This window comes from Pseudoalteromonas sp. Ld19, assembly GCF_045064135.1.
Classification (GTDB): Bacteria; Pseudomonadota; Gammaproteobacteria; order Enterobacterales; family Alteromonadaceae; genus Pseudoalteromonas; species Pseudoalteromonas aliena.
In genome coordinates this window covers 223,510-247,890 of record NZ_JBISHA010000017.1, presented here as the reverse complement: position 1 = coordinate 247,890, position 24,381 = coordinate 223,510, and the positions used below count along the sequence as shown (strand labels likewise).

The 24,381-nt window shown below is 43.9% G+C and carries 32 protein-coding genes; 3 read left to right on the top strand and 29 right to left on the bottom strand.

Features of this window, described 5'->3' with window-relative positions; genetic code table 11:
* The 3 genes from ACJJVZ_RS06260 to dusA all read right to left on the bottom strand — a co-directional run bounded on the left by ACJJVZ_RS06260 (position 1) and on the right by dusA (position 2,114).
* Positions 1-207, bottom strand: a complete 207-nt coding sequence (locus ACJJVZ_RS06260; RefSeq protein WP_182701549.1) for a PspC domain-containing protein — start codon at positions 205-207, stop codon at positions 1-3.
* A 9-nt stretch (positions 208-216) separates the two neighbouring features.
* A complete protein-coding gene (locus tag ACJJVZ_RS06255; protein WP_405599034.1) occupies positions 217-897 on the bottom strand; it encodes a PspA/IM30 family protein in 681 nt (226 codons plus the stop codon).
* A 242-nt stretch (positions 898-1,139) separates the two neighbouring features.
* Positions 1,140-2,114 (bottom strand): tRNA dihydrouridine(20/20a) synthase DusA, encoded by a 975-nt coding sequence (gene dusA / locus ACJJVZ_RS06250; protein WP_405599113.1) that lies wholly within the window; start codon positions 2,112-2,114, stop codon positions 1,140-1,142.
* Positions 2,115-2,258: 144 nt separating this feature from the next.
* Between dusA and ACJJVZ_RS06245 the strand changes: the two genes are divergently transcribed.
* Positions 2,259-3,338 (top strand): site-specific integrase, encoded by a 1,080-nt coding sequence (locus ACJJVZ_RS06245; protein WP_405599032.1) that lies wholly within the window; start codon positions 2,259-2,261, stop codon positions 3,336-3,338.
* A 483-nt stretch (positions 3,339-3,821) separates the two neighbouring features.
* On the opposite strand, the gene ACJJVZ_RS06240 is transcribed toward ACJJVZ_RS06245, so the two are convergent.
* The 26 genes from ACJJVZ_RS06240 to ACJJVZ_RS06115 form a co-directional block, all read right to left on the bottom strand.
* Positions 3,822-4,562: a hypothetical protein gene (locus ACJJVZ_RS06240; RefSeq protein WP_405599030.1), complete on the bottom strand. Its 741-nt coding sequence runs from the start codon at positions 4,560-4,562 to the stop codon at positions 3,822-3,824.
* Positions 4,563-4,571: 9 nt separating this feature from the next.
* Positions 4,572-5,279 (bottom strand): hypothetical protein, encoded by a 708-nt coding sequence (locus ACJJVZ_RS06235; RefSeq protein ID WP_405599028.1) that lies wholly within the window; start codon positions 5,277-5,279, stop codon positions 4,572-4,574.
* Positions 5,280-5,281: 2 nt separating this feature from the next.
* Complete coding sequence (locus tag ACJJVZ_RS06230) at positions 5,282-5,764, bottom strand: hypothetical protein (protein ID WP_405599026.1); 483 nt, start codon at positions 5,762-5,764, stop codon at positions 5,282-5,284.
* Positions 5,761-6,078: a DUF1353 domain-containing protein gene (locus ACJJVZ_RS06225; protein ID WP_405599024.1), complete on the bottom strand. Its 318-nt coding sequence runs from the start codon at positions 6,076-6,078 to the stop codon at positions 5,761-5,763. The genes ACJJVZ_RS06230 and ACJJVZ_RS06225 overlap by 4 nt, the downstream gene beginning before the upstream one ends.
* A gap of 8 nt (positions 6,079-6,086) precedes the next feature.
* Entirely contained in the window at positions 6,087-6,590 is a 504-nt protein-coding gene (locus tag ACJJVZ_RS06220; RefSeq protein ID WP_405599022.1) for a hypothetical protein, read from the bottom strand.
* Entirely contained in the window at positions 6,587-7,813 is a 1,227-nt protein-coding gene (locus ACJJVZ_RS06215; protein WP_405599020.1) for a hypothetical protein, read from the bottom strand. Before ACJJVZ_RS06215 ends, ACJJVZ_RS06220 begins: the two co-directional genes overlap by 4 nt.
* Complete coding sequence (locus ACJJVZ_RS06210; protein ID WP_405599017.1) at positions 7,814-8,581, bottom strand: phage tail protein; 768 nt, start codon at positions 8,579-8,581, stop codon at positions 7,814-7,816. It lies immediately after the preceding gene.
* The gene (locus tag ACJJVZ_RS06205; protein WP_405599014.1) at positions 8,578-9,102 is read right to left on the bottom strand and encodes a hypothetical protein; all 525 of its coding nucleotides are present in this window, start codon (positions 9,100-9,102) and stop codon (positions 8,578-8,580) included. The genes ACJJVZ_RS06210 and ACJJVZ_RS06205 overlap by 4 nt, the downstream gene beginning before the upstream one ends.
* Complete coding sequence (locus ACJJVZ_RS06200) at positions 9,099-10,256, bottom strand: baseplate J/gp47 family protein (RefSeq protein ID WP_405599012.1); 1,158 nt, start codon at positions 10,254-10,256, stop codon at positions 9,099-9,101. Before ACJJVZ_RS06200 ends, ACJJVZ_RS06205 begins: the two co-directional genes overlap by 4 nt.
* A complete protein-coding gene (locus ACJJVZ_RS06195) occupies positions 10,257-10,568 on the bottom strand; it encodes a DUF2590 family protein (RefSeq protein ID WP_272452678.1) in 312 nt (103 codons plus the stop codon).
* Positions 10,568-12,670, bottom strand: a complete 2,103-nt coding sequence (locus ACJJVZ_RS06190) for a phage tail tape measure protein (protein ID WP_405599010.1) — start codon at positions 12,668-12,670, stop codon at positions 10,568-10,570. The genes ACJJVZ_RS06195 and ACJJVZ_RS06190 overlap by 1 nt, the downstream gene beginning before the upstream one ends.
* Entirely contained in the window at positions 12,671-12,811 is a 141-nt protein-coding gene (locus ACJJVZ_RS06185) for a DUF6890 family protein (protein WP_405599111.1), read from the bottom strand.
* A 47-nt stretch (positions 12,812-12,858) separates the two neighbouring features.
* Positions 12,859-13,125: a putative phage tail assembly chaperone gene (locus tag ACJJVZ_RS06180; protein WP_405599007.1), complete on the bottom strand. Its 267-nt coding sequence runs from the start codon at positions 13,123-13,125 to the stop codon at positions 12,859-12,861.
* A gap of 3 nt (positions 13,126-13,128) precedes the next feature.
* Positions 13,129-13,386, bottom strand: a complete 258-nt coding sequence (locus ACJJVZ_RS06175) for a hypothetical protein (protein ID WP_024602998.1) — start codon at positions 13,384-13,386, stop codon at positions 13,129-13,131.
* Entirely contained in the window at positions 13,383-13,937 is a 555-nt protein-coding gene (locus tag ACJJVZ_RS06170; RefSeq protein WP_024602997.1) for a hypothetical protein, read from the bottom strand. Before ACJJVZ_RS06170 ends, ACJJVZ_RS06175 begins: the two co-directional genes overlap by 4 nt.
* A 2-nt stretch (positions 13,938-13,939) precedes the next feature.
* Positions 13,940-14,497 (bottom strand): pesticin C-terminus-like muramidase, encoded by a 558-nt coding sequence (locus tag ACJJVZ_RS06165; RefSeq protein WP_405599004.1) that lies wholly within the window; start codon positions 14,495-14,497, stop codon positions 13,940-13,942.
* A gap of 4 nt (positions 14,498-14,501) precedes the next feature.
* Entirely contained in the window at positions 14,502-14,702 is a 201-nt protein-coding gene (locus tag ACJJVZ_RS06160; RefSeq protein ID WP_024602995.1) for a TraR/DksA C4-type zinc finger protein, read from the bottom strand.
* Positions 14,703-14,717: 15 nt separating this feature from the next.
* The gene (locus tag ACJJVZ_RS06155; protein ID WP_405599109.1) at positions 14,718-15,152 is read right to left on the bottom strand and encodes a phage protein; all 435 of its coding nucleotides are present in this window, start codon (positions 15,150-15,152) and stop codon (positions 14,718-14,720) included.
* A 26-nt stretch (positions 15,153-15,178) separates the two neighbouring features.
* Entirely contained in the window at positions 15,179-16,285 is a 1,107-nt protein-coding gene (locus ACJJVZ_RS06150) for a DUF2586 domain-containing protein (protein ID WP_405599001.1), read from the bottom strand.
* 4 nt (positions 16,286-16,289) lie between these two features.
* Positions 16,290-16,946, bottom strand: coding sequence for a hypothetical protein (locus tag ACJJVZ_RS06145; protein ID WP_405598998.1), 657 nt, complete (start codon positions 16,944-16,946; stop codon positions 16,290-16,292).
* The gene (locus tag ACJJVZ_RS06140; protein WP_138571001.1) at positions 16,943-17,425 is read right to left on the bottom strand and encodes a phage tail protein; all 483 of its coding nucleotides are present in this window, start codon (positions 17,423-17,425) and stop codon (positions 16,943-16,945) included. The genes ACJJVZ_RS06145 and ACJJVZ_RS06140 overlap by 4 nt, the downstream gene beginning before the upstream one ends.
* Entirely contained in the window at positions 17,422-17,874 is a 453-nt protein-coding gene (locus tag ACJJVZ_RS06135; RefSeq protein ID WP_138571000.1) for a head completion/stabilization protein, read from the bottom strand. Before ACJJVZ_RS06135 ends, ACJJVZ_RS06140 begins: the two co-directional genes overlap by 4 nt.
* Before the next feature lie 109 nt (positions 17,875-17,983).
* A complete protein-coding gene (gpM, locus tag ACJJVZ_RS06130; protein ID WP_405599107.1) occupies positions 17,984-18,595 on the bottom strand; it encodes a phage terminase small subunit in 612 nt (203 codons plus the stop codon).
* 47 nt (positions 18,596-18,642) lie between these two features.
* Positions 18,643-19,218: a hypothetical protein gene (locus tag ACJJVZ_RS06125; protein WP_405598995.1), complete on the bottom strand. Its 576-nt coding sequence runs from the start codon at positions 19,216-19,218 to the stop codon at positions 18,643-18,645.
* A gap of 70 nt (positions 19,219-19,288) precedes the next feature.
* On the bottom strand, positions 19,289-20,317 hold the full coding sequence (locus tag ACJJVZ_RS06120; RefSeq protein WP_405598992.1) for a phage major capsid protein, P2 family: 1,029 nt from the start codon (positions 20,315-20,317) through the stop codon (positions 19,289-19,291).
* Between the two features lie 54 nt (positions 20,318-20,371).
* Positions 20,372-21,295, bottom strand: coding sequence for a GPO family capsid scaffolding protein (locus tag ACJJVZ_RS06115; protein ID WP_405598989.1), 924 nt, complete (start codon positions 21,293-21,295; stop codon positions 20,372-20,374).
* Between the two features lie 192 nt (positions 21,296-21,487).
* On the opposite strand from ACJJVZ_RS06115, the gene ACJJVZ_RS06110 reads away from it, so the two are divergent.
* A complete protein-coding gene (locus ACJJVZ_RS06110) occupies positions 21,488-23,272 on the top strand; it encodes a terminase large subunit domain-containing protein (RefSeq protein ID WP_405599105.1) in 1,785 nt (594 codons plus the stop codon).
* A complete protein-coding gene (locus ACJJVZ_RS06105) occupies positions 23,254-24,294 on the top strand; it encodes a phage portal protein (RefSeq protein ID WP_405598986.1) in 1,041 nt (346 codons plus the stop codon). Before ACJJVZ_RS06110 ends, ACJJVZ_RS06105 begins: the two co-directional genes overlap by 19 nt.
* Positions 24,295-24,381 lie beyond the last annotated feature (87 nt).

Genomic DNA, 24,381 nt, shown 5'->3' with positions numbered 1-24,381 from the left:
TTAAGATATTTTTTCATCAAGGCAGCAATGTGCAATAAAATAACCTAATGCAATTGCAAACGGAAAACTCAAAAATAACAAAATAGTGACCAAACGCGTTGACCACACCGGAAAATCTAATCGATATGCCAAACCACTACACACACCCGATATTTTTTTATCAAGCGTATTTTTATACCAGCCACGTTGACGATTAAAACTATTCATAACACCCTCCTAAGCAGTTTGCTTTACGTTAGTTTTTAAGCTCGCTTTTAAACTTGCAAGCTCTGCATCAATTTTTTCATTTTTAACTAACGACTCTATTTCAGATACAGTCGAGCTTGCTGAGTCAGTGAGTTCATAAGCTTCTACTTGCGCCTCAATACCTTCAACACGTTGCTCAATTTGTTCAAAACGAGATAACGCATGCGCCACTTTATCGCTTTGTAATTGGGTATTAATTTTATTTCTTGCAACAACAACGTTATGACGCTGTGATAATTGAGTTTGCTTAACTTTGGCTTCTGCCATTTTTTGTTGAAGACGCTCACAATCGTTTCTAATTTTTGTAATAGACTCTTGAAGGGCCACTAATTGAGTTTGCTTATTCGCAATACTTTCGCTCAGTTCCTGCTTTGCAACTAATGCTGATTTAGCAAGATCATCACGCCCTCTTTCAACAGCAAGTTCAGCTTTGGTTTGCCATGTTAAGAGCGTGTTTTTTTGAGTATCAATTTGGCGGTTGATTATTTTCTCTTCGCACAATAAGGCTGCTGCAGTACTACGACACTCATTCAGTGCATCTTGCATCTCGCTAAGCATTAAATTGACCAGTTTTTTAGGATCTTCTGCTTTATCAAGCATGGCAACAATGTTTGATTGAATTACATCATTTACGCGATTAAATATGCCCATGGTATTCTCCAGTTGATTTTAAATTGATTACAACAAGACGATTCCAAGAGTTGTGCCAAGTCAATTAAAATAGAAGTAAATACAATAATATCAGTAGATTAAGCAGTTTATAACCAAAATAAGAATGACTTGAAACTGAATGAAATAAAGTGTAATTAGCCAATAAAGTATGTTTTTGACTACTTTTTAGGATCAAAAAAGCCACTCGAAAGTGGCTCAATATTTAATGCTTGTGCATAACTTTATTCTGGTACAAAGCTGAGTGCCTTATCCATAACCGATAAATCTGCTTGCTTGCCATGACCGTTTTCAGAAAGGTGGCGCCTAAACCCACGTGCGCCTGGTTGTCCCTGAAAAATACCGAGCATATGGCGCGCAACATGCCAAAAGTTGGCCCCCAAGCGCATTTCTTCTTCAATGTAGTCATACATAGAACGTACTACATCATGACGAGATTGCGTATTGGCAGCATCACCATATATTTTTTCATCAACGTCATTGAGCATAAATGGATTACTGTAAGCTTCGCGACCAATCATTACACCATCGATATGCTTTAGGTGTTCTAGGCTCTGCTCAATTGTTTTTACACCGCCATTTAGGCTTAAATCAAGCTGTGGGTAATCTTTTTTAAGCTGGTAAACACGAGAGTAATCAAGAGGTGGAACTTCACGGTTTTCTTTCGGACTTAAGCCATTGAGCCACGCTTTACGAGCATGAATAATAAAATCATCACACCCTACTTTATGAGACGCTTCAATTAACGCACATAAAAACTCATACGAATCTTGCTCATCAATACCAATACGCGTTTTAACGGTAACCGGAATAGTAACTTCACTTTTCATAGCTGCAACACAGTCAGCAACTAATTGAGGTTCTGCCATTAAACACGCACCAAAACGGCCATTTTGAACTCGGTCTGATGGGCAACCTACATTTAAATTTATTTCGTCATAACCACGCTCACCTGCAAGCTTGGCACATTGCGCAAGTGCTTTAGGATCTGAGCCACCTAGTTGCAGTGCAACTGGGCCTTCGTGTTTATTAAAATGTAAGTAGTCGCCTCGACCAAATAAAATAGCCCCCGTAGTTATCATCTCAGTATACAACACCGTGTGCTTAGTCATTTTGCGATGAAAAGTACGACAATGGCGATCAGTCCAATCCAACATCGGTGCCACGCTAAACCGCCTAAACCCTGTATTACTTGCCATTACTGGGCTAGAGCCCTTATTTAGTGTGTTACTCATATAGTCTGAATTGCCTTGAATTGCCTTGAATCGCCACGAGTTTCGATATACAGTGCCCCATATGGGCCCCTTTCCGGGTAGGACTGAGCATAATAAAACGGCTTAACAATGGCTTCATTTAATGTTGAAAAACGCGCTAAAACTGATGGCTCTTTTAGTTACCGAGCAGTTGTTCGCGTTAAAAAAGATGGCAAAATTATACACCGAGAGTCTAAAACTTTCAGCAAAAAAGAACTGGCACGTAGCTGGGGCTTAAATCGTTCTAGTGCTATTGAGAATGATGAAGTATTTAATCGCGGCACTGCAATTACTATTTTTGAGTTGCTGAATTTATATTTCAATGATCATGATTTATGGAATGGCACTGGGCGTACTAAACAGTTCGTTATTAAAATGCTGATGGGTTGCGATATTTCTAAATTAACTTCTAACGAGTTACGAACGAGTGATTTAATCGAGCATTGTAAAAACAGGCGTAGCGTTGGTGCAGGGCCTGCAACTATTTATCATGATATTGCATATTTGCGCAGTGTTATGAAAAAGGCGGGGCCAGTATGGAATATTGATGCTAACCATAAAATATTTGAAGACGCAGTACCGGTGCTAATCGAAATGGGGTTAGTTGGCAAAAGTCAAAAGCGAACACGCCGCCCTACCGATAATGAATTAGATAAATTGCGCGCAGGCTTGAAGGAACGCATGGACTACAGGCCAAACGGTAAAGTACGCATTCCTTTTTTAGATATTTTGGACTTTAGTATTTTAACGTGCATGCGGATAGGTGAAGTTTGCAAACTGCGCTGGGAAGATTTGAACGAGGATCACAAAACTATCTTGGTGCGTGATAGAAAAGACCCACGTAAAAAAGAAGGCAATCACATGATTGTGCCTTTGCTCGCTGGCTCATTTGATATTGCAATCAAGCAGCCTAGAAAAGATGATTTGATATTTCCTTATAACTCACGATCGGTTACTGCTGGTTTTCAACGAGTACGTAATGCATTAGGTATTGAGGATTTGCGCTATCACGATTTACGCCGAGAAGGCGCTAGTCGGTTATTTGAAAAAGGCTATTCAATAGAAGAGGTGGCTCAAGTCACAGGCCATCGTAATTTAAACATTTTATGGCAAGTTTACACGCAATTGTTCCCGCATAAATTGCATGATAAGTTTTCATCTGATGAATAGCCTGTAAATTTCTTACACAAATTCGCGTTTTTAAATTTCATTTTTGTTTTTGATTAACTTATTGTTTTATATTGATTTTATTGAATGTTAAAAAAGCACTTTGATCTTTAAAACCCCACGTAAACGAGCTAAGTTATTGTTTATTAGTTTCATTATTTTTAATTCTTTATAAATTACAGTCCGTTAAACTGTAAAACAGTGAAATTAATCACGATCTTTTCAGATCCTTGATCTGCTAAGAACCTTATATAGGGCGCTGGCTGGCGGTTTAAATGAAGTACTTTAAAACTGTAAAAAAATAATGATAAAGAGTGCGCAGGAGGGTGAGGAAGAGTGCGGATTTCGTGGCATACATTCTGTGTGGGGCTAGTTTCCGTGGCTAGAACCTCGCTGGCCAACATAGATAACGATAACTTTACTGCAGCGAGTGGCGGGCACTAAAAAGCCCAGCGTAATGCTGGGCTTGTTTGAGTGGGTTGTGTGTTACTTTGTTATTGGGTCTAGCCTAGATTTTTGGGCTGCTGCTTCACCTGCTTTGCTTGTGAATACTGCTGCGGTTATCGGTGGGGGCATTGTAATTGTGTGCTTATGTGTTGCGCATTCTGTCGCTATATCTTTTACTGTAGCCATTAGTTCTGATAGTAATTTAAGTACGTTCTCGCTGTCACTACCTACCCATGTTTTAGGGCTCTTATGCTCTTGTTCTTTCCTGGCTACTACTTTGCGTGTTTCACACTGTAGCTCTGCTAATTTACCAATTATGTCTTTTAATGATTCATCTGTTTTATTTTCAAAGTTGCCCTGATCATCAATATACTGATAAACACCTTCTCGTACTTGAGTTCGGGTTTCACCTTCTTTGATAGCAGGCAAGTCCCAACCAAAGGGTAATACAGTTCTAATGAATGGTTTATCAGCTCGGCCGTAGGCAAAGCCAATTTCTACAATTGAATTAATAGCCGGCGGTTCTAATCGTCCAGCATTATTACCAACACCCGGTAATGGAATTGGCACGGCTTCTAACACTTCAATGTCTGCATCTTCACCATGCTCATTTAACAATTTTATGTTTGCGGCATACCTTGGGTAAAAAGCATCACTGGCTTTTTCTTCATCTGTTGGCAGTTCTGGCAATGCAACAACCCTACCCCATGTTGGCAGGTGTAGTTTATTGGTTAGCTCTGGGAATAACCGGCGAACAACTCTACTTATAACTTTTTCCATCACTATGCCTTACTGGTTTAACAGCTTACTTTGCCATTTAATTAATTGCTTGTTCCCTGATAAAATCACCTCAGTAATATAGCGGCCGTTTAGCTTTATGCCTGGTCTTAGTTTTGGTATTGCTATTAGCTCACCGCTTGTTGATGATTTAACTTTTATCGTATGCTCAGGAAAGTCGTTTATCTCTGACTTAGCCCAGCCAGAATCAGCCCAACTACCAACATATATTTGGCCGTCAGGTCGTTGCTGATAAATATACCCGTCAATATTAAACACCTTACCCAATTGTTGTAATGCGCTTATACCCGTGCCGTTATGATAAAAGCACGGCACCTTTTTATTTATATATTCAGCATTTGGCGTAACAAACTTAACGCCTAATTCGCTTAGCTTTTCTAACACCATTTTTGCAGTGGCATGACGTATTACAATTGGGGATGAAAAAGCCAACGCACCCATTAACTCACGGCAGGTGATCAACCACTGGTTATTAGCAAAGTGCTTTGATTCAATCACACCTAAAAAATAAGGTGTTAGGTTTGTAGCGCTGTATCCTATTTGCAGCTCAACAATGCCCGACGGTTCATTATCACTGGTAATAGAAAACGTAGCGCGGCCAGTACTAAACAAGCCAAGCTTAATGCTTTCATCAACAATGCTATTAACTTGTTTGCCGCCAATTGTTAGCACTTTAGTAAGCCGGTCACTTGTTTGCATGCTTATGGCCCTTCTACATTTTCAAATTGCTTTTGAATGTTTTCGTGCCCGCTGGTTGCTTGGCCTGTTGAGTTCTCAAGCGCTAAACCATCAATTTGTTGTTGCTCACGTTCAGACTTACTTTTAACCTCAACAAGTTTAAAGCTCACAGCCCAAATTTTTAATGTTTCGTCTTCACTTGATGATATTTCACCGTCAAACTTCACCTTACGTATTTTGTATGCTTCGGCAATGGTGCTGTTTACTGTGCGAACAATACGCGCGCCGTTTTCATCAAGTGCTTTAGCTTTGGCTATTAACTCAGCCAACTGAGCAGCATCATCGTGTTTTATTTTAACCGTCACACTTAAAACACCGGCTTTAACACCGTTGTCACTCGATAAACTAAACGAGCCATAGCCCGATAAGTCTTCACCGGCCACTTTCACGCCCGCATTAATTTTTGTGCCGTAGCCTGGCACTTTCCAGCCATCAAGCGTGATCATAAAAACTGCCCTTTAATTTTTGCGTAAGCCCACACAAAAAACCACATAATATAGGCTTTCCAAATTGGCACTCCATTGCTTTTAAGTAATACAAAAAACTCATAATGTGCTTTTTTACGCCCTGTTTTTAATGCAAAGTCGTGCCATATTGCCGCAAGCAAGCCCTCGCCAAACGGATTATGAAACCAGCGCACAAACCATGGGAACGTAAAGCCATCAGTTACAAAAAAGCGGTGAACTTCACCAAACTGGGTTTTTAACGGCTCTAGTAATTGCGCTTTACCGGCGCTTACAAAGTTAAGTTTAATTTGCATGTCTGCACCTAAATTACTGAGAACCGGCGCTCTGTTAGTGCAAAAATATCTTGTGCATAATCAGAGTTAATAAGCGCTTGGTTAACAATCCACACGCCGTTAGTTTCAAACTTAAGCGGCAAGGTAAATACACCGCTTACTACTTCGGCTGGCATTAACTGAACACGGCCAGTATCAATACGCTTAAAGGGCACTTTAAATTTACGATCAGGAATGGCTAATTGCCCAGTAGCTATAACCGAGTCGCTGGCTTGTGGCACGGTGTATTCGTTTTCAACGTTTGTGTATCCGTCTAACTGCCCTGCTACATCGTCAATTATTACGGGGATTAATGGCACTTCAACGGGGCGCTCTTCTACATTCCATTTTCCATTTTTAAACACAGCCATTTCATTATCTGCGGTATTGGGGGGTGCTATCGTTACATAGCGTAACTTAGACAATGCACCGCCCTGTGTGTATGTGTATGTGTCTTTAAAAACACCGTCTGCATCATATAAATATAAAATCATGGTTGCTTATCTCCAACTAACTTACACACACTATTCAGCGGCGAGTCTGACAAATCAGGTGTAAAAAATAAGTAATCTTCAAGTACCGAATCGGTTTTATAAAAAGCGGTAGCTATAATGATGAATACATCACCGTTAATTTCAGCTAGCCGCGCTTGGCCTGTAATCTGCTCTGCAACTGAATTGGGCTTAAATACTCTCGACCAGTTTGTTGCACCATCTTTTAGTAAAAATACGCCGTCACTATTAGCAACATATAAATCATTTGATGCAGTTAATAAAAAGTCGATAATCGTGTTTAATTGATGATTTTTACCAAAAACATCTGCACGATATGGCAGTAAAGTCCATGTTCCTGCATTGTTTGTTGATATGTAGTAGCGTGAGTTATCCGTAGACGTCCCGCCAAAACCGCCAGCTCTTGCAAGTGCAGCGCCTTTATTATTAGACACTGTTTGAGTTAGCGATGTAGCTGTATACGCAACGGTTTTAAAATCCAATGTTGCCCATAACTTGCCAATTTCATTGTCCGAGGTATCTGCAAAAACAATGTATACGTCATTCAAATATTCGAAATAATTAGCATAATGTACGCCACTAACAGCTTTTTGGGCCCACGTGTCGCCACCGTTTGTCGTATGAATAAATACACGACTTGATTGGGGTGCAGTAACACAAAACATTTTTAATCCACTTGGGGCAACATCATAATCATATATTCTTGTTAAACCCGCGCCAGTGTGTGTTGTTTCAGTCCATGTAATACCTGCATTTTTTGACGTAAATGTAATCAAGCTATTTGATGGGCACATCAGCATTGTTTGCCCATCATCACTTACTTTTATTGTATTTGCTGAGTAGTTTGGCTTATTAATTAAATCAGTAAACTCAGTAAACTCAGAGAACGTTTGCCCCCCGTCGCTTGAAGTAATTACACCCGCCTTCGCTGCTGTTGCTATGTAAATGTGCAAAACACTATTAATTACTTTCACTGTGCTTTTGCTATTCATGTACTCACTTACATTAGCGTGTGTTATCAGCTCTGGAATAATGCTTGGTTCAATAAACTTACGCTCAAGCTTGCTTGTTAAAATCGGGTAATCAGCAACAAAGTACGGCGAGCCATCGCAATCCAGTAGTGGTAATTCATTATCTAATTTCGGTTTTGCTGATAGCGTTACACTGCCAATTTCTATTGCTGATTGTTTTACCATGCTATCCATTTAAAACTCCCACACATTGTCTATTTTGTTATACACAAATACACGCTCGTTTTTATCATCGGCAACTATGGTTACTTGGATATCAATAGCACCATCCGCTAAGCGTTTGTACTTTGCAGTATCATCCGTTTTTAAAACGGGCTGTCCGTTACTGGCCCGTACTGAAAACCACTCGTTACCCGTCAGTTCTGCAACTAACGGCGCGTTATAGTTTGCTGAGTCAGTTAAGTTGTGCCGCTTTTTTAATTCAAGCACAGGTTGGGTAATAAACTTTTGATAGGATTCAAATACTGCCATGCTTACAAACTCGCCCTCTTGCACTTGCCAAGGCAGCACGCTCAGCGTTATGTTTAACTGCTCTGCAATGTTTTGGCTGCGCCAAACCACGCTTTTTACGCTGTAATTCCCCACAACAATGTCTTGTGTTTGGGTTTTGGTTTGCATGGCCGTGGTGACTACTGCAATAAGCACCTGCTCGTTGTTTGCTTTGGTTGCCACTACGCCGTACCAGTTATATTCAAAATCACCAATGTCATAACCAAGTACCGCGCTTATAACAATGGCGTTCCCATCTACTTTTGATACCGCCTTAACCGGCTGGCTATGCACAATATTTTCGGGTATCACAGTATTAGGATCAATCGGTGCGTTTTCGTCTTGGCCGTTAATGTTGGCAAACACAAAATGTGTAATGTTTTGCACTTCATCCCCTGCAAATACGGCGTTGCGGTAGTCTAACCCTGCGTTCGTTATTTGTAATTGGCTCACCCTATCACCTCTTTATCAAATTCAATTAGGCCACTGGCATTGGTGGTGGTTACTGCCGTTAATGCGGTTAGGTAATACCGGCGACACGTACGGCCGTACTGTTTAATTATTTCGCTTACTAGCTGCTCTTTGCCATTAAACTGATCTTCTAGCATGGCAATTTCTACCATGTCCCAATCAAAACCCGGCTGGCGAGCATTTACTTCTATAAAGCCAAAGCCCAGGCGTTTAAAAATTCGCTCCATGCCCACATCAAAACCGGCATCTTCGCTATTAGCCACGGCGTGTTTTATGCGTAAGCTGTAAAGCTCTACACTTTCACCGTTTAGCCGGTTAATGCCACGTTCCCACGCAAGTAAATCTAAAATAGGCAATGCAGCTTGCTCATCGTTTAACTGTTCTAGCCACCAAAAAAGCTGGCTTTCAAGGCGTTGCCAGTATGTTTGGGCTACCTTTGCCAACGCGCTTACGTTCTTATCGCTTAACCAGCTTGGTAGTTCAATTTTATCTAGTTCACTCATGCGTTTGCTCGCAATGTGGTGGTTAAACTACCAATTACAGGTAGCCACAAGCCTGCTTCAATATCGTCGTTAGCAAACTCAATTGATTTAAGTTCGGGGAACTGTTGGTGTAGCTCACTGGCCAGCACACTAAAACTAAAGCGGCTGTTAGCGCTGCAGGTTGTTACCTCGTAGGCAGCGTTTTCTCTAAATGCGGCGCGTATGCACTCGTTTAGCTCGTTTTGAATGTCACTCACATTGGGCTTTAACCAATAATCGGCCAAAATGTTTTGTGCTTGGGTGGGTATGGCTTGCACTAACATATCGTCGCCGGTGCCGTGGTAGCCGCTAGCAATATGGTTATTAATTGCATCAATAACCGCTTGGCTGATACTGCCCACGGTTAAATGCACATACGCGGTTGCACTACCTGGTCCACGCGGGGCGTTTTTATCAAATACGATGTTGTCGGCCAATATGCCCGGAAACTCACTAATTATGGCGCGGTAAACAGCATCAACATGGTAGTTGCCTAGTGTGGCAAACTTATCGCGTATTCGTAGTTTGTAATTGTCGTCGCCCTCAATATCTTGCCCTGCGCGTACTATCCAATTGTCTTCGTTAACAACACTTACGCCCTCAATGGGTTCAGCAAACTGATTAAAATAACCGCCTGTTAAGTTATGGTCGCCACCCTCAATAAGGGCCTGTGCTAACGTTGTTTGCTCACTTACGCCTGCGGCAAATACCGTCTCATAAAGCGTTTCAAGCTGGTAAGTAATGCCGTTTAACGGGCTGCTATTAATAATGGTGCCCTTGGGTATTGTTAATTCAGCATCGCTAGCTGCTCTATTAATTTTTAAATTGCCTTGGGTTTTTATAGCGCCTAAACGGGGCGTATTACGCGCCGCGCCGTGTTCGTCTGTCCACTGCCCGTTTGACGACAACACAAAACTATTAGGCATAATGCTACTGGCTAATAAGCCGGTTGCTTGTAATGCAGGTATTGTTGCAATGGCTTTTATTGCGCGCCAAAACGGGCTAAATGGGCTGTTGTTTTGTACTTCAAAGCCTTCTTGTTTTACTATTTCGTCCCATACTTTTTTGGCGTCTTCTTCGGTTACAGGAATGCCTGCATCAATAAGAACCTGCTCAAACTGTGCTTTATTAGCCATTTAGTTGCCCGCCTCTTGTCCGTAGTCTTTTGTTTGCGCTAACACTTTTATGCTTTTATCGGCGCCATAAAACACTTGTATTGTGCCTGGTACTAAGCGGTCGTCTTGCTCTACTATTAGCTCTACTTCGGTCAGTACCATTTTTATGCTGTTAATGTTGCGTTGGCCTACCAACCTAAACGGCAGGCCGCTTTCTAGTAATCGGTGTTTAATATCTTGGCTAATAACATCAGACTTAGTTAACTGCGCTGGCGTTAGCACTTCATCAAACGACAAGTCTCGATCAACTACATTTAAATCTATATGTATCATTAGCCGGTAAGCTCCATCATTTTTTCAAAGTCGCGGGCTATGTCGTCCGACTTCATCGTTACGTTCTCAATGTAAACGCGCTTGCTGTTATCGTTGCTATTAGTATTACGGGCATTGGTAATGCTTTGCTGTGGCTGCATGCGTTCAAGCTTAAGCGCGGGTAGTTCGTTATAGCTTGGTGGTTTGCTTTTAAGTTGCTCAGTTTGCTGTGCTTCAAGCACAAAGTTTTCAGGCATAACAGGCGGCGAAAATGGCACCACGTTATTAGCCGTTGCTTGCTGTTCGTACGGTATTAATGGCGCAGGTGTTTTTACGTTTTCTGGTACGGCTGGCTGAGCAAATGGCACTACATTATTCGGCACTGCTTGCTGCTCGTACGGTATTAATGGTGCTGGCGTTTTTACGTTTTCTGGTACGGCTGGCTGAGAAAATGGCACTACATTATTCGGTACTGCTTGCTGTTCGAACTGCATTAATGGTGCTGGCGTTTTTACGTTTTCTGGCACTGTTTTGTCAATCGGTGCAATTTCAGGCGTTACTTCAATATCAACCCCGGGGATCAGGTTTAATTTATCTATTATCCAATCCATGGTGTCGTTAAATATGCTTTTAATGCCGCCCCATACACTGCTAAAAATACCACTAATAGCTTTAATCCATCCCCATTCGCTCATGGTGGCTTTTAGGTCGTCCCAGTAATAAACAAGTGCGCCAATGGCCGCTATTGCCAAAGTAATACCCGCAACAATTAAGCCTATTGGGTTAGCGTACATAACAAGGTTTACTGCAAACATTACGGCTCTTAATGCACTTAAACCCGATGTAAGCGCGGCATTTATGCCCGCCCATGCCATTGCACCCACGCCCCATGCAACCATGGCCATTTTTCCCGCGCCCATAATTAGTGTAAACAAACCGCCCGCGGCTACTAGGCCAAGTAATGCAACAGCGCCATACCCTATATATTTAGTAAGTGTTGGGAACTCTTCGGTAAAGTTCACTAAGCCTGTGCCCATGTCAGCAATCATGCCTACAAAGTCATTAAACACAGGCAGTATTGCACTACCCCACGCAGCTCGAATAACATACCAACTTTGAGCCAGCCGCTCACTCTGGTCGGTCATTGCTGAAGCCATTTCTTCGGCTTTTTGCATGCCGGTAACGTTGCCCAAGTCGTTTATTGATTTTCCTAGGCCGTCAATATCGTTCATCAGTAAGTTTATGGTGGCCACGGCTTCATTAGAGCCAAACGCTTTTTTAAGTTCGTCGCCCTCAGTTACGTCTATGGTTTCGCCGTATTTGCCTTTTATTTTATTGAGTATGTCGACCATAGGCAGCATCGTGCCTTGGCTGTCAGTAAAGCTTAAATTTAGTGCGTCTTGTGCTTTACCCACCCCCGCTAAAAACGACTTATATTTTGTACCTGCTTCACTGCCCGACATAGTGGCTTGCAATGTGCCAAGGATTGCCATTTGCTCGTTCATGGCAATACCTGCTGTGGTTGCTTGCGCACCAATGGCGGTAAACGCGCCCGACATTTCGGTGCCCGTTGTTTTAAAAGCCTGTACTGCACTGGCCGTCATGCCTGTTAATTGCTGTACCCACTCGCCTTTGCCCATAGCATTAGCTTGGTTTTTAAAAATGCCATACATGGTGCCCATGTAATTGGTAATAGTACCGGCGTCTGATTTAGTCGCAGCGGCTAACACATTGCTCGATAGCGTAAACGCTGATAAGTCAGCATCGTTAAGGCCTGCAATGGCACTTTGTATGTCGTAGCTCGATTTAACAAATTCAGTCGACGATTTGCCGTACTTAAGCGCAAATTCGTAAGAGGTGTCAGTCAGTTGTTTTAATGCCGACTCGCGCACGCCAAGCGATTTAACCTCGCCCAATGCGCGGTCCATTTCTATGGCTGGCATCAGTGCGTTTTGCAATGCATAACCACTGGCCGCAATACCCGCAACGCCCGACGCCATTTTCATGGTGCCTGCTTGGTAATCGTTGGTTAACCCATTTAACCCTTTGCTTATTTTGGCAATAGGCTTGGTTATTTGGTCAATCATGCCAACGGTAAACATTAGCGGTTGCGGTAAACTCATTTACTTGCCCCCAAAGGCTTTGCACACGGCATTGGTTATTACGTTTTCTAGGTTTTCGCGCTGGTTTTTATACAACCAACCAGCGCGGGCTAAGCTTTGCTCGTCGTCATTTTCATGCGGTAATAAATGGCGGCGTAAAATAAATAGCTGTTCAAGCTGATTAGAATCAATCGAATCAATCAGCCCGCTTATTTTTTTACGGCAATTTCCAACACGGGCGAAAACTCAGCTTTAAGCGTTGATGCAATTTGCAGCTCAGAACCTGGCGACGCTTCAATCACTTTTTTAAGCGCTGGCTTTTGCTCGTCGGCAATGGTGCGCATTACCATATTGTGTGACGCTGCGGTCATAGAGCCGCCACGCGCTACTGAGTCTACAAAGTCGCTGTGATCTTGCACTGTCATGTTGAAAGTAAAATCAGTAGCGGCGATGGTTAATATAATTGCTTGTTTCATGGGTTAATCCTTAGAATGAGTAGTTAATAATTTTTGTAACGTTTCAAATCCATCTCGCATACGGCTTTCCATACGATCGGTTAATTTGTCAAAATCGGTTTTTGTGGCGTAGGTTTCGGCCACATGGGTTTTATGGTCGCTTAGCTCTTTGGCCGTGGCTTTGTGGGCATTAAACAAGCTCACTAACAGCGGCACTAATATGGTTAGCACTAAGCTAATAAATGCAATGGCGACCATGAGCCACGTTGCTACTTGGGTCATTTTGCTACTCCTTGCCCTGCCGTTTTTTGCATTAGGTTCATTAATTTGTCTTTATCGTTCGAGCTTTTAGTAGCGCTTAACCAAAATGCAGCGGCGTTAGCTAGCAGCACGAACAAGTTGCCAACCAAATACACTATTAGGTCACGGTTTCGCTCTATGTCGGGGCCGTAAAACAAAGCACCTAATACCGCAGAGAACAGAACAAACAGTAAGATGGTGAGCGTTGACGGCATCCAATGATCTTTATTGTTAGTTCGTGCGTTTTGGCGGTCGTTTAAATCCGCTTTATATTCTTCAAGTGCAATTTTTTGCAGCTCAATATTAGCCTGACGTATTTGCTCACGTTCTTCGTGTGCCCACTGTTGCAACTTAAGCGCTGCATCAGGGTTGTTTTTTAGTTCAGCGGCCACGGCTTCTGGCGTATTTTCTGTGCCTAATGCGCCAGCTATTTGGCTACCAATACTTACCGCTAAACCAACAGGGCCAGTTAATAAAGGAGCTACTGCGCCAGCAATACCGCCTACTGTGTTTGCAATTTTTTTCCATTCCATAATTAGTGCCCTGCCTGTTTTAAATAGCTTGCTTCACGCCAGCGGCGCGTTGTGTATCGGTCGCCAAAGTTAACCAGTTCGTCAATCATGGCCTGCAAGTTTTGAGTAATTGCCGTGCGCCAAAAGTTGGGGCAACGCTTTGCTAAATCGCCATACTGAAACGCCACCGATGCAATCACGGTTTGCATGGGTTCTGGCAGTTGCTCAAACTTAATGGCTGAATGCTGGTTGTACTTTTTAGCTAACAGATTAATTGACTCACACTTTACGCATTCATCAATTAGCTGTGCTTCATCTTGCGTGATGTTAAGCGGCATTAGGTTAAGCATCATTGCTGCGTGTTCGCCGTGTTGCTCGCAATAAGGTAATAACTTATCTATTAATTGCGGTTGCGCTTTGAACATGCGCTCTAGGCATTCTCGTGATCGCTGGCCAATATCAAAGCCGGTGGCAATAGTTACCCCAGACCTAGAATTAGCCGCATCGGGCACATAGCCTTTTAACTGTGCGCCGCCCTCTAGTTCTGAAATAAAGCTGTAATTCACTTTGATATTGTTCATTTTGCTACTCGCTTAACGATTGGCACGGTACACAGCGCTGCACACCTTTGATGGCTTTTTGCCGCGCTTTGGGTATTGGATCGCCGCAATCAATGCAATCCGTTGCACTGATCACGCGGCTGTTGTTAAGTCCTTTTAAGCGCTGATCAGTAAATCGTTTTTCAGCGCGTTCCTGTGCAATTACTAAGTGGTCTAGATCATCCATTTACTAACTGCCTTTTTATTGCACTATGTTTTCAATTTCTTCGGCGCGTAAGTACGGCACACCGTTGATTTTTACAAAGTCGGGGTCGGTTACATCAAACGGAATTTTAAACAGGCTGGCTTGGCCACCTTTTTTGTCTATGTCTAAAATGTCGCTTAGCTTAATGCGGCAACCAAACGCTTCTACTTTTAGCTCGTCTTTGCTGGTTTTTGCATAAAACATAATGTCGAACGGTTCCATTGCGCGCCAAGCGCCTGCACTTTTTGCTGCATCAGATATAAGCGCAAAGTTACTGGCGTTAACCGATAGCTCACCGCTGGCCGCTACATCTCCATCAACAAAACCATCAGGCACGCCACTTGTTTGGCTCACGGCGCTATTGTCGGTAATAGCCAGTGATGCCGTGTCAACTTGGACCATAATGTCACCCAAGTTCACGTTAAAATTCATTCCAGATAAACGCATGGTTAGTGCTCCTAGTTGCTGCTTAAATCAAGCATGATGTTTACGGTAATTTCTTTCGGTGAGTTGTAAGGGCGAACAACCAAGTAAATAACTACGCTTTTATTGCTAGTCCAAACAATGGTTATATCCCCTTCAACTGGTGGCTGAATTTCACCGGGGAACTGTGTACCATTGATAGTGGTGCTTTTGCTCATAGCGCGAAGCGGCTTGGTAAAGTAGCCCTTGTTTAACTCAATGCTGTTTGGTGTTGAATTAAGCGTACGATTACCAATGCGGCGAATAGCTAGCACGCGAACTTCGCGGCTGGCTTTATGCGCAGGGCGTAAATGCTCAAGGTATTGGTAGTCACCGCCTGCAGCGTCTAGCGTTTGGGCATCGCTCCAATAAACACCCTCAAAATCGCTATACCACTGCGGTACGCTCATGCGTTTATTTGCTAGGGTTTCTAGTGTGGCAAGAGATAGCGGCTCGTTTTCGCTGTCAACCGGTGCCGCGCCTAGGCCTAACACACTGCCAGTGGCTACGCGCATGGGGCTGTCGGCAATGCTTACGCTGCGGTCACATAATCGCCCTGCTAATACGCCTACGTTATTACCGTGTAATTGCGGTACGGGTACCACTAAGTGCGCGGCAATATCGGCTTGTAGTGCAATGGTTGCGGCTTCATACGCTGGCCATGTTTGCGTGGCTGCATCAATACCAGGCACGGCAACCAAAGCCGATACAAAGCGGCCAAGTTTGGCTTTTAATGATTCTAAGTGATCATGAATTACGGTTAGCTCTGCGCTTGCTGTTTGCTCAGCACATACCACTACCATTTCAAAGCTTTGTACTTCGTTGGCGCGGTCAATGGCATCAACAATGGTTTCAAGTTCAGCCATTGGGTAAACCGCCGCTGTCCAGTTTTGGCCAGCGTTTAATTGCGCAGCAATAAGCTGATCGCGCAGTGGGCTATCTGCAAAGGTTTTTTCTAAGTCGGTTTTGGCGCCAATGCTAAATAATTGGCTTTCTTCATCGACTGCACCGGCACGGCCAACAAACAAGAAGTGTCGTTCAACACCTTGGATGTCACCTTGCCCTAAATTCAAATTGTTAACTTGCACTTTACCTAGTGACATGTGTTTATCCTCGTTTATTGAGTTGGTTTAATATTGTTGCCAGTTCGCGTTGTACGTTGGCGGTTGTGTCGCCTAAAAACGGTCGCGCTTTTACCGGTATTGGCCAGCTTTTACGGCTTTTTTGGCCGCGCAATTCACTTAACACTAATGTGGCTTTGCCATGGGTTAAGCTGCCTGCAATTTCTTTAATGGTGGCGCGGCGGTAGCCTTTGCCTTTTGCCCTGCGTACTTTGTAACCCTCGGCCGCTAATGCTTTTGCTTGGCTGCGGGTACACGGCGCTTGGTAATTTGGTTTGCCATGAATACGCGCCATGCGGCTGGCGGTCATTCGTTCACTGCCGCCCTCTTGGTGTAGCGCTGCAATGCGTCCCGTAAATGAATTTTTATGTTTAAGCTCTAGGCGCTTACTGGCTTTTACATAGGGTTCTAATGTTTTACCCATGCGTTTAAGCACTTTGGTTTTTTTGCCGTCGCTGCGCCCTGCAAACTTTTTACCGTTTACCGTGGTTTGTGTGCGTATGCGTTGGCGCGCAAGCTTACGCTCATAGCGGCCTAATTTTTTTAATAGCCTAATGCGTTTAGCCGGTGGTAACGCCAATAGCTGCAATTGCTGCTTAGCGCTTAATGCTTGTTTGCTATTGGGGGTGATCACTAAACTCATGATTGCCCCTTAATATTTACGTCTACGTCTTCGGCAACACTAATTGGCGCAAGCGATACGTAATAACGGGCGCCATTAAATAAAATAGGGCCGTTGTCGGCGGGTATTAGCTCAATGTCGTCAAGAAGTTGCACGTCTATCAGTACGGTGGCGTTGTCTTTGCTTACTACGTCTATGTCTATTTCTGGGTCGTCTAGGGCGTATTCGTCGCGTGGCCAATCACTGTCTGTTAAAAATGCAGCAATAAGAGCAAGTAAGTTGTACGGGTTTATTTTGCGGTGCGGAAATTTTTCAATGGCTATTACGCCGGTGTGTTTCCACTTAGCAACTAAGTAACCGTCTTGGCCTTTGTCTTCACCGCTTATTATTAATGTGCCGCGTTCTTGCCAGGCATCTATGTTGTTGGTGTGAATAGCCCCTTTTAAACTGGTGTTTAAAAAGTCGGTTAGTTGCTGTAATTGGGTAATGGTTTGGCTCATAGCGTGTGCACTCCGGCGCGGCCAAGGCCAAGCAATAAACGAATGCTGCGGTTAGATTGCGCTAATATGGCATCTTGCTGATCAACGCTATCGGCTTTGTTGTTGCCTGCATCTTTTTGGTCAACCGCTGAAAAGTACCCCATTAAATCGGCATGCGAACGGGCATACACGGCGCCACGGTAAACACTTTGTTGTTTATCGTTAAAATTAGGCACACCACTAACAAGCGTAAAAGTGACGTCCGTGTCTGCTTGTTTCATGAAAAAGTTACTTAGCTGTTGTTGTACTTCTAATGCGCTGCGGTTTAATGAGTCGGCTATTACGGTTTCTTCGTAAAACTCAGGTATGCGGCGATGATCACGAAACTCGCCAGTGCTTAGTGCTGGCCAGCCGCTTTGAGCATCTATTTCAATGCTGTTTTGTGCTGTTGCTTCGTATCCAAATGACATACCACATACCTATTCAATTTGGGTTCAGTGCAGTTAGCGTCGACGCGGTTATTAACGGTCGCCCGTTAAACGCTCGGCTAGTGCACTGGAGGGTTTGGAGCTTTGGCTATTACTGAGCGTTTAACTCGGCAATGGCTCTTAATCTCATGGCTATTTTGTTTCTTACTGTTTTAACTTGTGCGTTTTTATGCAGTTCGGCGGCTTTGGCTAAGTAGCCATCGGCTTGCTGTAAGCGTTGCACGTCGCCCACATGCGATGGCGATATGTCGCCGTTTTTGCTGCGCAGTAACGCAAGGCCTGCAAACTTGTAGTACTTAGCCGTAACTTGCTCAGGTAATTTCCACGTGTTCGCAACCTTGCTGAACACTTGGCCAAAATACGGCTCAATGCTGTTGCCTTTTTCTGCTTGGGTGCTTGCCCACTCAAAAACAGTGTCGGCAATAAAACCAGGCCACTGGCGGCGAATGCTGCTAGCCATGGGCTGGTTAAGCTCAATGGCTCTGAAACCAAACTCAATACCGCGAGCGAAGTTGCCAACATCAAACAGCCAAATCGTGCAGTACGCATAAATCGGGTTGTCTTCATTTTGTTTTCCTTTTTTTGCTAAATACTCTTCAACAATAGGTAACCACTTTGGCAATAACACATCACGTTTGTGGGTGATTTTGTCGGCGCGGGTTACATAGCTTTTTAAGCGTTTTAAGTCGTCTTCTAATTCAATAAGCTGTAAGTGCAGGCTTGGGGCGTATTGCCCTGAGCCTGTTAGGCTTACTTTTTCGAGCTGCTTTTTTGCTTGGTTTTGCTCTTTGAACTGGAGGATTCTTGCGCCGCCGACGGCTTTTTTAGCTCTTCAACCGTGTCTTTTAAGTCGCTATTAGCGGCGTTAATATCGTCGGCTTGGTAGGCTAAATCGCTGGCAGCATCGCTTGCTTTATCTGCGGCGTTTTCAATTTCGCCTGCGGCATTGCTTGCGGTGTTAATGCTTTCGTTTAGCTCGTCGGTTGCATCTTCAACGTTTGAAACATCAATGTTTTCAATGTTGCCGCTTTCATCAAGGGTTACTTCAGCAACAGCGGTTTTGTCTTCTCCCTCAGCGGCAGGATCAAAACTCATATTCACATCAAAAAAATGAATGTTTTGCTCAACGTATTCTTGCGCTGTTTCAATGGCTTTTGATTCGTCACAACCTAGTAACTGCGCGAGCAGTTTAAGCGCGGTGGTTTCTTTGGCTTCATCAGCCAAACCTTTCATCGTATCAACAAGCTTTTTGCCTGTTTCAGCCACCGCATTTTGCTTGGCTTTTTCAGCTAGGCGGCGTTTTTTAAAATTAGCAATGGCACTCATGGCACGTTTACCTTTTATAAGTGGGTTAATTGCTAGGCGGTTAACCTAGCAATGCATTTACCAATCGCGCTTAAGCGGCTGGTGCTGCGCCAATGTTCATGTTGGCTTCGTCGATTGCGGCGTACGCTTCAAACTCTTCAATTGCGTAGCCTTCGTTACGCCAGTACTTGTCTTCGTACTGCTTACGGTCTTCAACATTTTCAGACTTACGATGTGATGTGCCGCGCTGCGTATAAATATGCAAGTTGCTTAGCATCGTTACTACAATGCGTTTACCTGGGAAGAACGGCGGTGTGTAGGCGCGCATACCACCAATGTTTTTATCCATTTGCTGAGCGGCCACGCGTTCGCTTGGCTTGTCAGCTTGGTTCATTAGCTTGGTTTGTGCAGTGGCCGTTAAGTCACTACCAACCAATACAACTAAGCGTGGGTCGTTACGTAATGACGGATGAATAAGCGTATTTTTAAGCTCGGTAACAATGGCGTCTAATGTTTTGTATTCGCCATCTTTAAGCGCTTCGGTTGCGTCTGGGTTAAAGTAAATAGCGTCAGTTACAATTTGGTCTGCCGCATTTTCTTTAACGATTTGATGCCAGCCTTTGTTTACATCTTCGCCCAATGGGTTTGCTACTGGGTCTGATGTAGGGGCGATTGATGTACCATTAAAACCAACGCGCAGCATATCGAGTGCAAAACGGTGCGTTGCGTTGTCGTTCATTTTTTTCATAAACTCATTTTGATTACCGGCATTACCCCATGCAGATAACAGCGCCCATGTAAGCGCTGAACATGAATCGGTTTCTGTTAACTGATATTTAAAGCCGTCAACGCCTTGACCTGATGTAAAACGGCCACCTGCTTTACGACCTGTCGCAATACCGTAGTTACCTACTTTTACTACTTGGCCACTTAGCTGATCGACTGGCATAGTGGTGATCATGCGCAGGAACTCGACCGACTCTAAAAGCGCGGAACGTAGTTTGGTTTCCATTGGTGCTGTTACTGCAAACTGTTTAGTTACGTCTTCAACACCGAATGTTTTAGCTAGTTGCGTTGAGTATTGTTTTAAAAACCCAGCGGCTATTTGATTTAATTGCATGCGTTATCTCGCTCTGTTATGCATTAATAAAGGTAAACGTGGTTAAGCGCTTGGTTAAACCAGGTCTATGGTTTCGCCGCCTACTGGGCCGGGCTCTTGGCCGCCTTGCTCTTGGCTAAGGGCATTAAATTTGTTTTCTATGCCGTCTACCTTTTGACTAAAGCCGTCCATTTTTTCCATTAACTGGCTAAACTGCTCAGCGGTTACGCCTGCCTTGTCTTTATCGCTTTCAGGCTCGTCGTCTTTTGGCTCTTCAACTGGCGGGGTTTCTTCGGCTTTTGGTGGTTTGCTGAATTTAGTTTCAAGGTCGGTCACCTTGGCATCTAATCCGTCAAACTTGCCCATTACGGCATCAAACTGTTCTTTGTTCATGGGTTCTTCCTCGGTGATTTCATCTTGCTGATCGGCTGGCTGCTGATCACTAGAAAATAAGCTAAATAGTTGCGCCATTAAGCTTTGCGCTTTGGCTTGTTTGCTATTTGGGGTATTTGGTTCGCTATTGGTGGTAATAAAGTCACTGTGTTGTAGCGTTTCGAGTTGGCTATATTCGTGATCAGCTTCATTATCACCAATAGAGAATTTTAAGCGGCTGGTGCCAGAACTGGCTGGCGAGTCGGTAACGGCAAGGCCTTGTAAGTAGCAGCGCCCTTCGCTTTTGTAATCTGGGTTTGGTTCGATAGACATAAACAGCTTTTGGCCGTCTTTATTGGCAGCTAGTAGGTAGTCGTTAGCGGTAATTTTTACAAACAGGCGTAATTTACCACCTTGTTTAGCGGCTTTTACTTCGTCAACAGTACCCCAGTTTTTACCCTCGCTTGGGCCCCAACTTGAACGAAAGTGCTCAGGCCAAATAAGCGCGGTGTATTCATCAACCGAATACGATGCAGCCATTTGAGTGATCCACTCTTTTGAAATGGTTCGCCCGTCTACTGTTGCGCCTTCTGTTGCTGCTATTACCCAACCTGATTGTTTTGCCATTACTTAGCCCAGCGTTACTTAATATTTAAACGCAGCATAGCTATAAAAAAAGGCTGAATACATTGGTTAGCTTTTTGGTAATTCCTAGATTGGGGTTTTAGGAAACATGAGGGTTTTTATGCGGTTATAAGCTTATTGTAAACCAATACACTGTGGCTAGTTATTAATTTTATGAGCGACTTATACCACGTAATGGCTTATTCACCGGAAATACGCGAAGCAGCAAAACGGCTTTATTTGCGCCACCACACCCCCGACGAAATACGCGCGGAACTGGCGTTACCAAACAACCGTGTTATTTACTATTGGGCCGATAAATACAATTGGCGCGATATGCTGCGCGAAGAAGACGTAGACGAAGCCATTGCACGGCGCATTTTAATACTCACCGATGTAAGCGATAAAACAGGTAACCAAATAAAAGAGCTCGACATGCTGATAGAAAAGCATGTGAAGCTTAAAAAACAGCGCGGCCAGCAAGAAAAAGCAGCACAGGCCGAACAACCCCACAGCACTAACCAACCCAGTAATAAAAACAATAAAGGTGGCGGTGCAGACAGTAAAAAAAGCAAAGGCCGGAAACGTAAAAACGATGTTAGCCATTTAACCGCTGAAGACTTTGGCACCTGGTACGACTCGTTATTTGGTTACCAAAAAACCATGCACGAAAACTTGCATCAGCGTATTCGTAATATTTTAAAAAGCCGCCAAATTGGGGCAACCTATTACTTTGCAGGTGAAGCGTTTAAAGATGCGGTATTAAGTGGCGACCCACAAATATTCCTCTCTGCTAGTCGAGCGCAAGCTGAGGTGTTCCGCAGTTATATAATTGCCATTGCACATGAGTTTTTTGAAATAGAGCTCACCGGTAACCCCATTACTTTGCACACTGCCCACGGTGATGCCGAATTACGGTTTTTAAGTACCAACAGCAAAACCGCGCAAAGTTACCACGGCCATGTTTATGTAGATGAATACTTTTGGATTGGTAAGTTTAACGAGCTAAACAAATTAGCCAGCGCCATGGCCACGCATAAAAAGTGGCGTAAAACGTATTTTTCAACCCCGTCGACTAAAGCGCACCCTGCTTATACATTTTGGACGGGTGATCACTGGCGCCAAGGGCGTGCCGAACGCGAAGAAATTGAGTTCCCCAGCTTTGATGAATTACGCGATAACGGCAGGCTGTGCCCCGATAAACAATGGCGCTATGTAGTTACTATTGAAGATGCCTTGCGCGGTGGCTGTGAGTTATTCGACATTGAAGAACTGCGCGATGAATACAACGCCGATGATTTTAATAACCTGTTTATGTGCATATTTGTGGACGATGCCGACAGTATATTTAAATTCAGCGACCTTGAAAAAGCCATGGTTGATGCCACCCGCTGGCAAGATCACAAACCCAATGCTGTGGAGCCATTCGGTAACCGTGAGGTGTGGTTAGGTTACGACCCATCACGCACCCGCGATAACGCTGCACTGGTGGTGGTTGCCCCACCTGAAATAGCGGGCGAAAAATTCAGAATACTTGAAAAACACTATTGGCGCGGGATGAACTTTTCGCACCACGTGAGCGAAATTCAAAAAATATACGCTAAGTATCGCGTTACTTATATTGGTGTAGATACCACCGGCATTGGTGCGGGGGTGTTTGACTCAATAAGCACACTTTACCCGCGTGAAGCCACCGCCATACATTACAGCGTAGGCAGTAAAACCCGATTAGTACTTAAAATGATCGACCTGATTGAAGGTGGCCGACTTGAATGGGATGCATCCCATAAAGACATTGCAATGAGCTGCCTTTCAATACGCCGCACCAGTACCGACTCGGGCGGCGCCATAACCTTTAAAGCCAGCCGCGATAACACCATAGGCCATGCAGACGTATTTTTTGCTATTAGCCACGCTGTTATTAACGAACCCCTTAACCATGCACATAAGAGAAAATCACGATGGACCATGCAGAATTAGACCAAAACGCTGAGCAGTTAACTGACCAGCCGCACGATCAACAAAATAAACAAAATGCGCCCGTTGTGTTTGGCTTGCCTGAGCAAGTAATGCCCGACATGTGGCTAACCGATTACGACTCGCTGTTTTATAACGATACCGACCAGTATTGGGAACCGCCAGTAGATAGGCATTTATTAGCCAACTTAACACGGCGTAACGCCCAACATGGCGGCATAGTGCAAAGCCGTGCCAATATGGCCGCGAGCCGTTTTATTAGTGGTGGTATGAGTGCGCAGCAAGTGCAAGCGGGGTTTTTAAACCTGGTGCAATTTGGCGATGTGGCACTATTAAAAATACGTAATGGCTTTGGGCAAATTGTTAGGTTGTTTCCGCTGCCTAGTTACCGTACCCGTGTTGGCGGTGATGGTGGCGCAGTGGTGCTTGAACGTAATAGCCAAGTTAAAAAATATAAAAAGCGCGACATTATTTGGATTCGCCAATATGACCCCGTGCAACAAGTGTATGGCTTGGCCGATTACTTAGGCGGGTTACAAGCCACGTTATTAAATGAAGACGCAACGCTGTTCCGCCGTAAGTACTTTTTAAACGGCGCGCACATGGGTTTTATTATGTACGCGACTGATCCTAACTTAGACCCCGACATTGAAGACGAAATTCGAGAGAAAATACAAGAATCAAAAGGACCTGGTAACTTCCGCTCTGTATTTATAAACATACCAGGCGGTAGCGAAAAAGGCTTACAAATAATCCCTGTAGGTAATTTTGAAAGTAAAGACGAGTTTATGAACGTTAAAAACGTATCGGCGCAAGATATACTAAATGCCCACCGTTTCCCACCTGGCTTGGCGGGTATTATTCCGGCAAACAATGCAGGCCTTGGCGACCCGACTAAATACGATGCCATGTATTTTAAAAACGAGACTAAACCGCTAATTAAATTAATGAGTGATGAAGTAGCGCGGGATCCTGAAATTGGCAGTAAATTACAGCTAAATTTTGATTTAGAGCCCAGCGCGTAAAGCAATTGCTCAATTAATATTTAAAAGGTTCAGTTTTCTAATTTTGGAAAATACAGAACAGAGTAAACACTAGCGCTTGTATTTAGC